Source organism: Enterococcus saigonensis (genome assembly GCF_011397115.1).
Lineage (GTDB): Bacteria > Bacillota > Bacilli > Lactobacillales > Enterococcaceae > Enterococcus_C > Enterococcus_C saigonensis.
This window is the reverse complement of sequence record NZ_AP022822.1, coordinates 467541-482004: the sequence shown is the minus strand read 5'-3', so window position 1 is coordinate 482004 and position 14464 is coordinate 467541. Positions and strand designations below refer to the sequence as shown.

The following is a 14464-nucleotide window of genomic DNA, read 5'->3' as shown; positions in this document are numbered from 1 at the left end:
TCAATCTCTTTAAACTTCTTCTTTGTCTTCATCATGATAGTATTGCGAAACATCTTTATACCATTCAAAAAGATGTGTAATCAAAACTTTAGCCGCTGCATATACAGGAATTCCCAAGATAACACCGACAACACCGAATAACTTACCGGAAGTCAATAACACCAATAAAATAGTAACTGGATGAACGGAAAGTTGATTTCCTAGCACTAATGGCGAAATTAAGCGCCCTTCAATGGTCTGTTCAATAACAAATACTACCAATACTTTCACCAACATTATTGGGCCTGCGACAATAGCCAAGAAGATAGCCGGTACCATAGCCAAAAATGAGCCTAAATAAGGAATCAAATTTAAAAATCCCGCCACAACTCCCAGCGTAACAGAATAATCCAATCCAATAATAGAAAATCCGATAATGAACATAATCGCGACAGCAAAAGCAACAGTCAGCTGTCCTCGTATATAAGAAGAAACCTGATCATTCATTTCTCTTAAAACTTTTAGCGTTGGTTGGCGAACTTTATTGGGCAAAAATTTAACAAAATAAGGTGCCAAATTACGTCCATCTTTTAAAAGGTAAAATAAAATAAATGGCATTGTAAAAATCGCCACCAACGTTGACGCAACCGCTCCTACTATTTTGCCAATACTCGAAATAGTTGAACTGGAGATGTTTCGAATAAAGTCTGTTAGCCACGTTGTAATTTTATCTCCGTAACTATCAAATTGGTCTTTAAAAGTTCCAAAAATAGGATCATTTAAAATTTCATTGGCTTTTTGATCAATAACATCTAAATAATTAGGAAAATTATCAATAAAACTGGCTGTCTGTTCCCGAATTTTCGGTACGATAACAACTACACCCCAAGTAATTAAACCAATTACCAATAAAAATAATAAGATAATACTATAAATTCGTTTTAGCCCTTTCTTTTCCAAATAATCCACAGCGGGGTTCATTAAATAATAAAAGACTCCTGCTAAAACAATGGGTAAACCCACAACACCAACGAATTGGGCCACCGGTTCAAATAAATATGAAACTTTCGTAAAGGCATTCAAAATCAATAAAATTAATAAAATAATCAACAATGCTGTCACGAACTGATTATTCAAAAACCATTTCCAAAACCAGGACAGTCGCTTTTTCTCTTTTTCCATGGTAACCTCCTTATTTCGTTTTGAATCGTAAGAATCCAAAAACAAGTAAAAGTGTAAAATTTAAAGGTAATTTTCCCTTGTTAATTTTCATTAACTTTTTCTTGTCGTTTAAGGATACGTAATAGTCATACCGACTTCTAAATAGGGAACTTTAAAAGGAGTCAGGTATATTCCATTTACAATGCTATCTGTTTCAGGCACAGTATCAAATACAAAAGATGCATGTTGTATTTCATGAAGACCTTTTAACGCCGTATTACCAATATGAGTAATGGTATATTTATCCGTACCAAAACTAATTTCATCTCCGACTTTTAATGTTATTTCAGAAGATGCTGGGACATCTTGAATGACTGCATACGGTTTTAGTCCCGCTGTAGCACTTTTATCAAAGAAAATTAAAAGTTTCTCTTTTGGATCAATCGCTTGCTTACCAATCGCTGTAATTTTTCCAACTATCATTTATAGTTACCTCCTAATTTCAACTTCGCTAAATTTACGTTAAATTTTTAAACAGTTAGCACAAAAAAGTATTCTGATTTAAGCAGCAAATACCTCTTATTTACTAAAAATTCACACTTCAAAGCCATAAAATACAATTAATTCAACTGTTTTAACAGCTCTCATTATAACATAACTAAACTTTCCACTGCCTTTTAAAGCGGATTCTTTATGGTAGAATAGAAAAGAGAATTACTTATTTATAAAAAATTTCTCTGCGGAAAAACTTGCAAATAATCGTTTAGGAGGAAAAATATGTTACATCACTTATTATTAGGAACCTATACAAGGCGTGTCAGTAAGGGAATCTATCAAATTATTCTTGATACAGATAAAGAGCAATTAGTAGATTTACGTTTAGTAACAGAAGAAAATAGCCCCACTTATTTAGCCCAAAGCAAATCAAAAAACTTATATACTGTAACAGCGGTTGACGGCAACGGGGGCTGCGGTGCATATGATAAAAATTTTAATTTTCTAAATGCCATCACAAAAGAAGGAGCACCATTGTGTTATGTAGCCGTAGATGAAGAACGTCAGCTTGTTTATGGTGCTAATTATCATTTAGGTGAAATCAGTGTGTACGGCTTAGAAAAAGACGGTAGTTTAAAACCAGGTGTCATCATTAAACACGATGATCCTACCGGCAGTAATGAAAATCAAGATAATCCGCATGTTCATTATACTGACTTAACGCCAGATAAACGTCTCGTTGTTTGTGATCTTGGTACGGATCGTGTTTACACATATAATGTCAGCACAACAGGTGAATTAGAGAAAATTGCTAGCTATCAAACAGCAGATGGCACCGGTCCACGTCATTTAGTTTTTCATCCGACTAAAAATATTGCTTACTTGTTAGGTGAGTTAAATAGCACGGTGACCGTTTTAAATTATCATCCACAAGATGGTAGCTTTACTGAGATAATGCAAGAGTCATTAATCCCCGAAGAATTTACTGGGGCAAATGGTGGTGCTGCAATTCGTATTAGTCAAGATGGACGTTTCTTATATGCCTCTAATCGCGGCCATAATTCAATTGCTGTTTTTGCTATCACAGCAGATGGTTTAACCGTTGAAAAAATTCAAACCATTAGCACTGAAGGTGATTTCCCCCGAGATTTTGCTCTTGATCCTAGTGATAAATACGTCGTGTGCGCTAACCAAAATAGCGATAATTTAACACTTTATTTTCGCAATCAAGCTGATGGTCACTTAACATTAATTCAAAAAGATGTTTATGCCCCAGAATGTGTCTGTGTCTTATTTGAAGACTAATATCCAGAGAAGAATTGGAGGAAGTCCCATGTTTACTAAAACCCCTGTCGAATTACTATTAAAAGATTTTTCAAACTTACTAAACAAATGTCAGTCGGTTTTTGATTTAGTTATCAGTCGTCGTTATAACGTCAATTTAGCGATTTTGACTACGGCAGAGGCTTATGCTATTGCCGAAAAAGCTTATGTCCGCTGTGATCAAAACGTCGAATTACAAACAAAGGAAGTAGAAGCTTTTGTTAATGCTTTTGACGATTTTTATTTTGAATTAAAACAAGTTTTATTCCATGACGATGATGATATTCCGAGCTTTAAAAAAAAGCTGACTACTATGCAAGAACAGTATGAATTACTAACACAGTCATTTAATTTGTTATAGGAGATTATACAATGAATCAACAAGAAGCTTTGGATCGCTTAAAAGAAGAGTTAAATCTACCGTTTTTTAATGGTAAAATTGAAGATAAAGAATACAGCGAAGAAGACTATCAAAAAATGAAAAATGATTTAATTAAATACTTTGACGATTATGTTCGCAACGTAGAAAACTAAATAAGCTCACTTTATTTCCTACATTTCGTCAGTGTATGTGTTTTAATATCCTTATAGTTTGAAGTAGACTAAAATAGCCGCTAGCTCCCATTTTTGTGGGATGCTAGTGGCTATTTCGTTTTTAGCTTGGTTTATTACAGTATACGATTAGTTATTTTTTTAATTCTAAAAATTTTGTTGCCACATGTTTTAAAAATGTTTCATCATGCTCTACAATTACCATAGTAGGTTGTACAGATTGAATGACTGCTTCTAATTGCTCCTGATTAAAGACATCGAGATAATTTAGCGGTTCATCCCAAATAAAGAGCTCTGCAGGCGTAGCCAGTGACTTTGCGAGTTCCACACGCTTTCGCTGCCCCATACTCATATCTTCAATTTTATTATAAAAAACTTCTCTTTCTACTCCTAATTTGCGTAAATTATTTAACAAGTCTTCATAATTCAAGTGATGACTTTCTGCAAATTCTGTTAACGTTCCTGTATTATCTTCATAGTTTTGACGCAAGTAACTAATAGTCAACTTTTTTGGTCGTTCCAATATCCCTTGGCTACCGCCATTAAAATGGTCCATTAGATAATGAATTAAAGAAGACTTTCCCACTCCATTAGCCCCTTTAATAGCAAGACGTTCCCCTTGCCGCAATTCAAATGAAACGGCGGCAAACAACGAAAGACTCTTCTGGTAGTGTAAAGTTAAATTTTCTGCTTGCAACAACAACTTATGGTGGGTAGGCACAAAATTCATTTTCAGCGTCTCGACTGTTTCGATATCCTTTAACAACTCTGCCTTTTTGCTAGCATTATCTTCTAAGCGATTAATAATAGCCTTTGAGCGTTTCATTGTACGAGCCGCATCAGCCCCAACAGCTCCCTTGTTCACTCGTCGTTTTTCCGTATCAATAAATCCTTTTGATTTTTTGGTCTTATCTCCTTCTCGAGAACGCGCCCATTCTGCTTTTTCGGCCGCTGTTTGCTGAAGTCGTCCGATCTCTTTTTTCAATTTACTGTTTTGTTCTAACTCATATTTATCTCGTAGTCGTTTTTGCTCTTCATAAACAGAAAAATTTCCTTGATACAACACCAACTGACTTTTTTCAATTGATAAAATATGGTCTACCACTTCATCGACAAAGCTTCTGTCATGGCTGACTACGATAAATCCTTGCTTTTTTTGTTTTAAATATTTAGCAACTTGCTTTCTTCCTGTAACATCTAAATGATTAGTAGGCTCATCAATTAAAGGGAAGTTTAGTTCATCCACAAACAGCAAGGCTAATAAAACCTTGGTTTGTTCCCCACCTGAAAGACTGGTAAATGGTCGCCAAAGAATCTCTGGATCCACCCCTAATAAATTCAACTCCCGCTCTAACTGCCATTGTTCAAAATTTACAACTTCATTTAATGCATAAAAAGTTAATTGTGCTTTATCTTGTAATTTCTGCGGAAAATACGTAAAGGTCAATTGATGTGTTATTTTCCCTTCATAGGGAAATTTATTTTGTAGCAAATTTAGCAGTGTAGTTTTTCCTCGTCCGTTCCGTCCAATTAAGCCTAATTTCCAACTAGAATCCATAATTAAGTTACTATGATCAAAAAGTAAGACTCCTTGGTTATCAAAACCAAATGTTAACTCTTGTATTTTTATCACTGTCATATTCTCACCTCATAAATAGTTACGTAGACGCGCTAAAATATACGACTCATGTACCAAAGTTTGGCATGTTTTCTTGAGATTTTCACTATACTTGCGATCTAGTAGACACATAATAATTGATCTTTTCCTTATAAATGCCCGCAAAAATTGACAATAGAAAAAGACCATCCTATTTTCAGGAATGGTCTCAAGCGCAAGCTATGACAGTAAGGTAGACAAAAAGACCTTACATCCGTCATTTAACCAATCCTGAAAATCTGCATACGAAGCCCTTGGTCATTCCAAGACTCACGTTTAAATGCAGCTTCAACAAATTGGTTAAATTTTCAATGCAAGATCCCTCATTTCAGTTTTGATAGTTTAAGAGTAACATGATTTATAATTCTTGGCAATTTTTCTAAAATAAAATTAGAAATTCTTATCGTGCTAATTTTAAAAAAATATAGTTAACAATAAAAAAAACACATGATTTATTTTTTTGATTTCAAATTTCTTCTATCACATAAAAGCAAGAAAATTTATTTCACAAACTTTAGTCCAAAAAAAGCAATTTTTCCACTCTTTTTTCCTTTTTTCAGCGTATAAAAAAACCATCGGGTTGGTTAGGCCCAATGGAAAAAGGAGTAATTACTCTCAAATGGAGTAAAATGAAAAATAAAAAGGTTGTTGTTGGTTATGTATTTAATATAAACGACAACAGTCTTTTTGTCATAAAAATAACGTTATAGTTAAATTAGATAACTCTCGTTTTGCTAATCTTTTTCATTTCATCAAAAGTTGGGCCGCAACTTTTTTCTAGCTAAACCTTTGCCCTAACCCCAAAAGCTGCTCAGCAAAATTAAAGGTACTAAACTTTTTATTACAACGATACTTCAAAGAGCTTATTTTTTACTTAGCAATAAGTTCGTCATGCGTTGGATTGAAAATGATATTTCATCAGTTGCTTCATCTTGTTTTGTTTCGGAGATATCAAAAGCCTTGGTATCAATTCCGGTTTCTGTTTGTAAACTGCCAATCATTTCTTCACAACCTGATACGTACTTTTCATATGAACGTTGAAATTTTTTATGAATTCCCATAACCTTTGCAGGAGGCCGTAACTTTTCAATTTGTGCTAACATCACTTTATATTTTTTAGTCCCTGCCGCAAAGACATCTACTACTTCTGCAATCTTTTCAGGTGTTAAGCTCTCTAAATTATCGCCATCAATAGCAGCACGAATAATTTCATAATGAGGATTCATTTCTTCCCCAATTTTTTCTGTATCTTGTACGATATCATTAATGTTTTGAACATAATAACCAAGATTTGGTCGCACAGTTATTCCCACTTTCTTTTTTGTGATACCTTCATTTTAGCTTTTTTTCCTTTAATAAGAAAGTATTCTCTATAAAAAGGGTTATTTTTTGCTTTTTTTCAAAGAGTCTTAGAAAATATAAGCAAAGGTGGTGATGTGAGATGACACAAGGAAAATCCCTGCAAGAATATGCTAAATTAAGCAGTGATGAAACTCTCACAAAGATAAATAGTTCAAAAACAGGACTGACAGAACAAGAGGTCCACAAGCGCTTAGAAAAATACGGAAAAAATGTCATTACTTCAACCAAGCAGCAATCTATGTTCAAAGTATTTTTCACCAATTTTACAAGTATGATGGCTATTTTACTATGGGTTGCCGGTTTTATTGCCCTGATGACTGGTACACCAGAATTGGGAATTGCAATTTGGCTCGTAAATCTTATTAATGGTATTTTTAGTTTTTGGCAACAATATAGAGCCCAACAAGCCACCAGTGCTTTACAAAAAATGTTACCGAATTATGTCAAAGTTATTCGAGATGGGAAAACAAATAAAGTTTTAGCCGAAGAATTAGTTCCTGGAGATGTGGTTTTGTTAGCAAGTGGTGATAACATTCCTGCCGATGGACGCGTACTTAGTGCTGACAGTCTTGAAGTAAACCAGTCTTCTTTAACTGGCGAATCCACCACAGTTAATAAAGAAATAGATATTCAAACGTCTGAAGATTTAAAAAACGTGGGTCAATACGCTGAGCAAAATTTAGTTTACGAAGGAACCTCTGTGGTAAGCGGAAGTGGCTCGTTCATTGTTTTAGCGACAGGTATGACAACAGAATTCGGGCAAATTGCAACTTTAACAACTTCGGTTACAGACGTCAAAAGTCCTTTGCAAAAAGAGTTAGACATTTTGACTCGTCAGCTTTCTTTCATTGCCATTGTGATTGGCGTTTTATTTTTCATCGCGGCTGTCTTTTTTGTTGGTTATCCTTGGGCTAAAGCCTTTATCTTTGCTTTGGGAATGGTTGTTGCTTTTATTCCCGAAGGATTATTGCCAACTGTTACCTTATCATTAGCCATGGCTGTACAAAAAATGGCGAAAAAAAATGCTTTAGTAAAACATTTGAATAGTGTCGAGACTTTAGGGGAAACAACCGTTATTTGTTCAGATAAAACAGGCACTTTGACAAAAAATGAAATGACCATTGAAAAAGTTTGGCTTCCAATCGCAGATTATGCGGTTTCTGGTACTGGCTATGAACCCAATGGTATTGTTACAAAAGCGGATAAAAAAATAGAGCTGTCAGAAGAGTCAGACTTATTACAACTAATTCGTATTGCTAGTCTTTGTAATAACTCTGCGATTGAAGAAAAAGATAATCACTATCAATTAGTAGGTAGTCCCGATGAGGGGAGTCTTTTAATTTTAGCCGATAAAGCTGACTACGATTTAGGAGATGAAAAGACAAATTATCCACGCCAAAATGAGCTGCCTTTTGACTCTAAACGGAAACGAATGTCTACTATTCATCGTAATAATAAGAAATACTACGTCTTTACTAAAGGTGGTATTACTGAAGTTTTAAGTTGTTGCCAAAGTTATTTAAAAAACGGACAAATTCTTACGCTAGATGAAAATTCGAAAAAACAAATTTTAGCTCAAAATGACACTTTTGCAAAATCAGGACTGCGTACCCTAGCTTTTGCGTATCGCTCGTTGGGTTCAGATGAAGAAATTTCAGTATCAAATTGTGAGCAAAATTTGATATTTGTTGGTCTTACAGCCAGTCAAGATCCTCCACGAGAAAACGTAATACAAGCTATTCAAAAATGTCATGACGCTTCCATCCGCATTATCATGGTAACTGGCGATTACGGCTTAACCGCTGAAAGCATTGCTCGCAAAATTGGTATTGTAAAAGGAAACGATGTACGGATAATTACTGGGGATGATTTAGCTGCTATGTCTGATGATACATTGAAAGACAATTTGCGACATGAAGTTATCTTTGCCCGAGTTGCACCTGAGCAAAAATACCGCGTCGTTTCCTTGTTACAAAGTTTAGGAGAGATTGTTGCTTCTACAGGAGATGGCGTTAACGATGCACCAGCTTTAAAGAAAGCCGATATTGGGGTTGCGATGGGTATTACTGGAACTGATGTAGCAAAAGAAGCTGCTGATATGATTTTAACAGATGATAACTTTACTTCAATTGTAAATGCAATTGAAGAAGGACGAACAGTTTACAATAATATTCGTAAATTTTTACTATATATATTAAACAGTAATATGCCAGAAGCTATTCCTTCTTTACTATTTTTACTTTCAAAAGGAACAATCCCGTTACCGTTGACGGTCATGCAAATTTTAACTATTGATTTGGGTACCGATATGCTCCCAGCTTTAGGATTGGCAACGGAACAAACCGAAGCTGGGACTATGAAAAAGCCTCCTCGCAAGCGAACAGAACATTTATTAACAAAGCAAATTATTTTGAAAGCCTTTGTTTGGTACGGACTTTTAGCTTCAATCATTTCAATCGGTGCTTATTTCTTTGTTAACCATTTAAACGGCTGGCCACAAGTTGCTTTAGCTACTGATGGAACAGTCTATGTCATGGCCACAACCATGACCTTAGCAGCAATTGTCTTTTGCCAAATTGGGGCTGTTTTTAATTGTCGGACCCAAAAACAATCACTGTTTAAGATTGGATTGTTTTCTAATAAACGGATTTTAGGTGGCATTTGTTTTGAAATTATCTTAATTGTTTGTTTAATGTATGTACCTTTCCTACAGAAATTATTTGGGACAACTGGGATTCAATTTCAAGATTGGCTGTTTCTTATTTGCATCCCACTTCCACTTATTCTAATTGAGGAAATACGCAAAAAAATTATTCGTAAAGCTTAATCTCTACCTAAAAAAAACGTCAAGGCCAAAGCCTTGACGTTTTTTTAACCGGCAGGATGAGCTGCTTTAGCTTGACGATGATTTAAAATGAAACCTACTGTAATTGTAACGATTGGGGCTAATAAAGGGAAAAAAGCAAAAGGTACATATGCCAGTGCACTCACCTTTAATGTACCTGCGATAAACGTTCCGCTAACTCCCCAAGGTATTAATGCATTCACACTTGCTCCTGCATCTGCCAATGTTCTGGTTAAATAGCGATTATCTAATTTTACTGTTTCAAAGGATTTCTTGAATGTCTCGCCAGGTAAAATAATAGATAAGTACTGTTCTCCGACAATAATATTTACACCAATACTACTAAGCGCAGTCAAACCAATCAAGCGAGAAGGCCGATCCATTTTGCTTTTTAAAGCTTCCACAATATTTTCGACAATTTGATATTTTAACAACAAACCACCTAAAGCTAACGCCAAAATAATTAGACTAGCTGAACCTAACATACTCATGATGCCGCCACGAGATAAAAGCGTATTTAATTTTTCACTCGTAGTTTCTGCTTTAAATCCATTCATCAAAATATCAGCAACTTTTTGAACCGTTAATGTGTGATTATGAACAAAGCTCAAAACAACGGCTACACTCGCACCTGTTAAAAGTGTGGCAATCGCTGGAATTTTTTTTATCGCCATTATAAACAGCACAACTAATGGAATTAATGTCCATGGTGAAATCCAGAAATTGTTTTGCATATTGGTAATCATCTCATTAACACTAGTCAAATTAGCAGTCTTACTAGTATGACCTAAAAATACGTACAAAATAAAGCTGACTACAAAAGCTGGTAAATCGGTGAACCGCATATTCGCAATATGTTGAAACAAATCAATTTCGCCAATCCCAGCTGCTAAATTGGTCGTATCTGACAACGGAGAAATATTATTTCCTAAAAAGGCTCCTGAAACAACTGCTCCAGCTGTATAAGCATCGTGAAACCCTAAAATATGACCGATACCTAAAAAAGCAATCCCAATAGTCGAAATAGTCGTAAACGAACTACCAACGGTTAAGCCTACAATTGAGCAGACAATAAAAACTGTTGGTAAGAAAAAACGCACTGAGATAATTTTAAAACCATAAACCATAATCGTGGGAATTGTTCCCGCTAAAATCCAAGAGGCCACTAGCACACCAATTAATAAGAAAATAATAATAGGAATGATCCCCGGCGTAATACCACTAATAATACCGGCATGAATATCGTCCCACGAAATTTTTTTCATCCGTCCATATAGTAATAACAGCATAAAGACAAATAAGATAGGCACATGAGGACTTAGCTGAAAACCTATAATTAAAATACCTAAAATTGCTAACATGGCTGCTAAAACTGTAGCACTCTCTTTAGTTGAAATCTTTTTCATATCAATACCTTCTTTTATAAATTCAAAGTAAAAACGCCCTGCCGCAAGGACTTACGACAGGACGCTTCGGGTGTGGTTAATGACTATGATGCAAGTGGTCTGCAGAATTGTCACTAACAGCAACTTTCCAGTCATTTTTCTTAAAATGATTAATGACCAAAGGAATAACAAACATAACAATTGCAATCGCAGCGACTAAGAGTGCGTTGCCTAAAGTGGATGTTCGTAATGTCGCATACGTAACAACAACAATAGAAAACAGTAACATGATGCTGACTACCCAAACAAATGCATTGCCTTTTTTACCAATTCGATAAGGGCGAGCCATTTCTGGATGGTGTTTTCGTAGTTCTAGGACAGAAATGGCAATCAATACATACACGATACAATAAACAATTGTTGTGGCATTCGTTAACGTTAAGAACACTGTACTAACGTCATCCATCACACCATACAATAGTGCAAATAATGAAATGACGATTGATTGCGTCAAAACAACATTTTTAGAAACGCCGTATTTGTTTTCTTTTTGGAAACCAAATTTTGGTGGTAAAAAACCTTCTCTTGCAACTTGAATAATTGTTTTAGAAGGACCAGTTACCCAAGCTGAAAGTTGTAGTAATACCCCAATAAAGACCATAAAACTGAAAATATTTCCAATAATGGTTGGTAAACCTAAAATTTCACAATAAATGATAATTGGTTGCGTGATATTGGCTAATTCCATTTTACCAGCAGGTACAACGTTGGCAACTAACATTGCATTGATCACATTAAGTAAAACTAAACCAATTAATGCAATGAAAACGCCCTTCGTATAATTTTTTGTAGAGTCTTTCAAACGAGGCATATAAACGGAACTCATTTCAATCCCGACAAAAATAAAACTAATCCCAGCTAGATATTTCAATGTTTCGATGTGTTGTAAATCTGGTAAAATTTTAGACCAAGAGAAAGCACCTAAATATCCGTTTGAAACTAAACCAACTTTGAAAAAGGCAAATAGACCTAAAACAAACATGACCACAACAGGAATATAAACACCTAACCAGACACCGATATTCCCACCGACTTTTGCCATATCAAATTTTAAATTCAAGATAGTTATAATCCAATAAATAACTAAAATACAAGCTAAAACAAACCAGTGATTGTTACCTAACGCAACATTTCCGAATGTATTTCCTAAAAGCGGGCCTAATGTCGAGGCAACCATAACCATACCAGGGAACATTTGCACCCATAATAGCCAAGCTACAACAAATCCCCACTTACTACCTAAAGCGGTTTTCACCCACAATTGCGGGCCACCTTCTTCTGGAAGCATTGTTGAAAGTTCACCAGAAATCATTGAGATTGGTCCGGCAAAAAAGACAACTGCAAAAATCGAATAGAAAATTAAAGTCCAACCAACAGCTGCTAAGGTTGGAATACTTCGAACTGTGGCACACAATGCCATTGTCAGTCCGATAAAAGTACCCAAACTAATTTTATTAATATCTGACTTACTCACTTTTGACACGCTCCTTAAAATTGGACCGCAGTCGATCAGTTACCTGACGGCAACTGATCCTGCCGTCTACTTACTGATTAATGTACTGAATGTACTAATTTTTCTGCATAGATTTTTTCCAATTTTTCTTGAAGCGCAGCTTTAATTTTTTCTGCATATTGATCAAAGTTTTCAGCTTTATTCATGTATGGTGTCATAACGCTGGCACGTAAAACTGTAATTTTTTCTACCCGACGCCATTCTGCATCTGAAAAGCCAAGTTGATTAACAAATTGCAAGGGACTATCACCATAATCTGGCACAGCAAAGTCCGTATGTGACGTTAAGAATTCATTGCCATAAATGCTACCTTTAACGTATGAAGAATAATCATAAACGTCATGATTCAATTTATTCATCGCTTCTAAATCATCGTTGCCTTTTTCTTTAAAGACATAATCCACCATATTAAAGTCTGGATAAGTTAGTGGGTGTACTTCAATTTCTTTATCGCCAACTTTAAAGGATAAACTATTTAAAAAGTTAAAGAAGCGATGTGAGCCTTCGATTGAAGCTCCCATTAATTTCCCATAACCGGTAACGTTCAACGGTAAAACATGGTGTGCAGCCCAAACACTAGCAGCAGTTGCGCCTGCTTTTGAACCTTCTAAAATATAAGCACCCAACAACGCTGGAATATCCGCACCTTTTTCAAAAACATAAGTGGCAAAATAAGAAATAACGTCCCGCATCCGAATATCTTGAATAACAATTCCACCAGCTGAATAAGGAACATAACCCATCTTATGGGGATCAATTGTGACAGATTCTGCTTCTTCAATTGCCCGGTAAGCGTTGTAAACTTCCTCTAAAATATAATTATTATTTTCAGTGAAGACACCTTTTTCAAAATGAATATCTTTCAAATTTTCAAATGGAATGAAGTCATTATTTTCATCTAAGAAAATGGCACGACCGTAACCACCATAAGCAGCATCTACGTGTAAATAGAAATAAATGCCATCTTTTGCTAAGACATCTCGTAAAGCAGAAATTTTGTCGATTGGATCAATCGCACCTTCTTCAGTTGAACCAACAACTCCTACAACACCTAATATTGGTGTCTTATCTGCTGCTAATTTACGAACAATTTTTTCAAGCTCATTAACATCCATGCGGTAGTTATGATCGACTGGAACAGGGATAACTTGATCTAAACCAATCCCGATAATGTCTGCTGCTTTTAACCATGAATAGTGTTTAGTTTGTGGTACTAACCATTTCCCTAGTTTTTCTAAGTTTTTACCACTACGAGCAGATGCTGCTTTAATTGCATCAATTTTTTCAGGTATTGTTTCAAGTAAATCCATAATTTCTTTGGTAGACATATTTAAAAGTTCCCATTCTGATTTACCATTAACTAATTCTGGAGTTACTTCTTTCATTGCAAGTGGCAATGATTTAATATTGCGGGCATACCATAAACCTTCTAAGTTTGCTAGTGAACCATCTGCAACAATGTGGCCCCAACCATTTTTATAACTCATTAAGTGGGCAAATTCATGTCCTACTTCTTCTTCCATTTGGCTCGTTGCTGGTGATGATTCATAAGCCACGTTATTACCATTCCAAAGCATTGCAAAGTTATAAGCTAATAATGATGGCATCAATGTTTCTGAGTTCATGTGACCCCAATAACGTCCTGCAGTATGCCATGGTACAGAATGACTCCGCATTCGAGATGAAATTTCTGATAACACATCTTCCATTTTGTTAATCGTATTTTTGAAACTTTCACTGCTTTTTTCTTCTGGCGTAATAATCGGCATGTCTTGTGGCATGTAATTTTGACGCCAACCTAAATGCTCATCTACTAATTCGTTTAACAAAGCTTTGTAAATTTGGCCATTTTCAGCTTTGTCCCCAATAAATAGGGCATTTAGATTCAAATCGTTTCCTTGTTCACTCATGATGAACTCCTCCTAAAAAAGTATTGATAAAGATTTTGTCGTTTGTAGGTTACACCTGTTTTTTTTTAAAAGTAAAATCAAAACTAGCTCCTTTTTTAATCAAATTCTTACTTATTAAATTGTTTTAAAGTTATAGTCAATTGTGAAAATTTAATAAAATAAAATGGCCGTTGTTTTTTATCTGAAAATTCCAAACAACAGTGTAACGAGCGTTATATTATT

Annotated in this window: 11 protein-coding genes; 4 read left to right on the top strand and 7 right to left on the bottom strand. The window is 35.2% G+C overall.

What is annotated here, in order from left to right:
* Positions 1–9: 9 nt before the first annotated feature.
* Positions 10–1161 carry an AI-2E family transporter gene (locus tag EsVE80_RS02165; RefSeq protein ID WP_173102262.1) on the bottom strand — a complete coding sequence of 384 codons (1152 nt, stop codon included), beginning with the start codon at positions 1159–1161 and terminating at the stop codon, positions 10–12.
* Positions 1162–1269: 108 nt separating this feature from the next.
* Entirely contained in the window at positions 1270–1623 is a 354-nt protein-coding gene (locus EsVE80_RS02160) for a PTS glucitol/sorbitol transporter subunit IIA (protein ID WP_173102261.1), read from the bottom strand.
* Between the two features lie 294 nt (positions 1624–1917).
* Between EsVE80_RS02160 and EsVE80_RS02155 the strand changes: the two genes are divergently transcribed.
* Genes EsVE80_RS02155 through EsVE80_RS02145 form a run of 3 tightly spaced genes read left to right on the top strand, consistent with a single transcriptional unit; the run spans position 1918 to position 3492 of the window.
* Entirely contained in the window at positions 1918–2940 is a 1023-nt protein-coding gene (locus EsVE80_RS02155; RefSeq protein WP_173102260.1) for a lactonase family protein, read from the top strand.
* 28 nt (positions 2941–2968) lie between these two features.
* Entirely contained in the window at positions 2969–3319 is a 351-nt protein-coding gene (locus tag EsVE80_RS02150) for a hypothetical protein (protein ID WP_173102259.1), read from the top strand.
* A gap of 11 nt (positions 3320–3330) precedes the next feature.
* On the top strand, positions 3331–3492 hold the full coding sequence (locus tag EsVE80_RS02145) for a hypothetical protein (protein ID WP_173102258.1): 162 nt from the start codon (positions 3331–3333) through the stop codon (positions 3490–3492).
* 151 nt (positions 3493–3643) lie between these two features.
* On the opposite strand, the gene abc-f is transcribed toward EsVE80_RS02145, so the two are convergent.
* Together abc-f and EsVE80_RS02135 are read right to left on the bottom strand one after the other, a co-directional pair.
* Positions 3644–5149 (bottom strand): ribosomal protection-like ABC-F family protein, encoded by a 1506-nt coding sequence (gene abc-f, locus EsVE80_RS02140; protein ID WP_173102257.1) that lies wholly within the window; start codon positions 5147–5149, stop codon positions 3644–3646.
* 881 nt (positions 5150–6030) lie between these two features.
* Complete coding sequence (locus tag EsVE80_RS02135; protein WP_173102256.1) at positions 6031–6468, bottom strand: hypothetical protein; 438 nt, start codon at positions 6466–6468, stop codon at positions 6031–6033.
* A gap of 140 nt (positions 6469–6608) precedes the next feature.
* Here EsVE80_RS02135 and EsVE80_RS02130 point away from each other — a divergent pair, with 140 nt between their 5' ends.
* Positions 6609–9356 carry a cation-translocating P-type ATPase gene (locus EsVE80_RS02130; protein WP_173102255.1) on the top strand — a complete coding sequence of 916 codons (2748 nt, stop codon included), beginning with the start codon at positions 6609–6611 and terminating at the stop codon, positions 9354–9356.
* A 44-nt stretch (positions 9357–9400) separates the two neighbouring features.
* Here EsVE80_RS02130 and nhaC read toward each other — a convergent pair whose 3' ends face one another.
* The 3 genes from nhaC to tdc all read right to left on the bottom strand — a co-directional run bounded on the left by nhaC (position 9401) and on the right by tdc (position 14242).
* Positions 9401–10780, bottom strand: coding sequence for a Na+/H+ antiporter NhaC (gene nhaC / locus EsVE80_RS02125; RefSeq protein WP_173102254.1), 1380 nt, complete (start codon positions 10778–10780; stop codon positions 9401–9403).
* A 76-nt stretch (positions 10781–10856) separates the two neighbouring features.
* Positions 10857–12239: a tyrosine-tyramine antiporter gene (gene tyrP / locus EsVE80_RS02120; RefSeq protein ID WP_408639871.1), complete on the bottom strand. Its 1383-nt coding sequence runs from the start codon at positions 12237–12239 to the stop codon at positions 10857–10859.
* 131 nt (positions 12240–12370) lie between these two features.
* On the bottom strand, positions 12371–14242 hold the full coding sequence (gene tdc / locus EsVE80_RS02115) for a tyrosine decarboxylase (RefSeq protein ID WP_173102252.1): 1872 nt from the start codon (positions 14240–14242) through the stop codon (positions 12371–12373).
* Between the last annotated feature and the right edge of the window lie 222 nt (positions 14243–14464).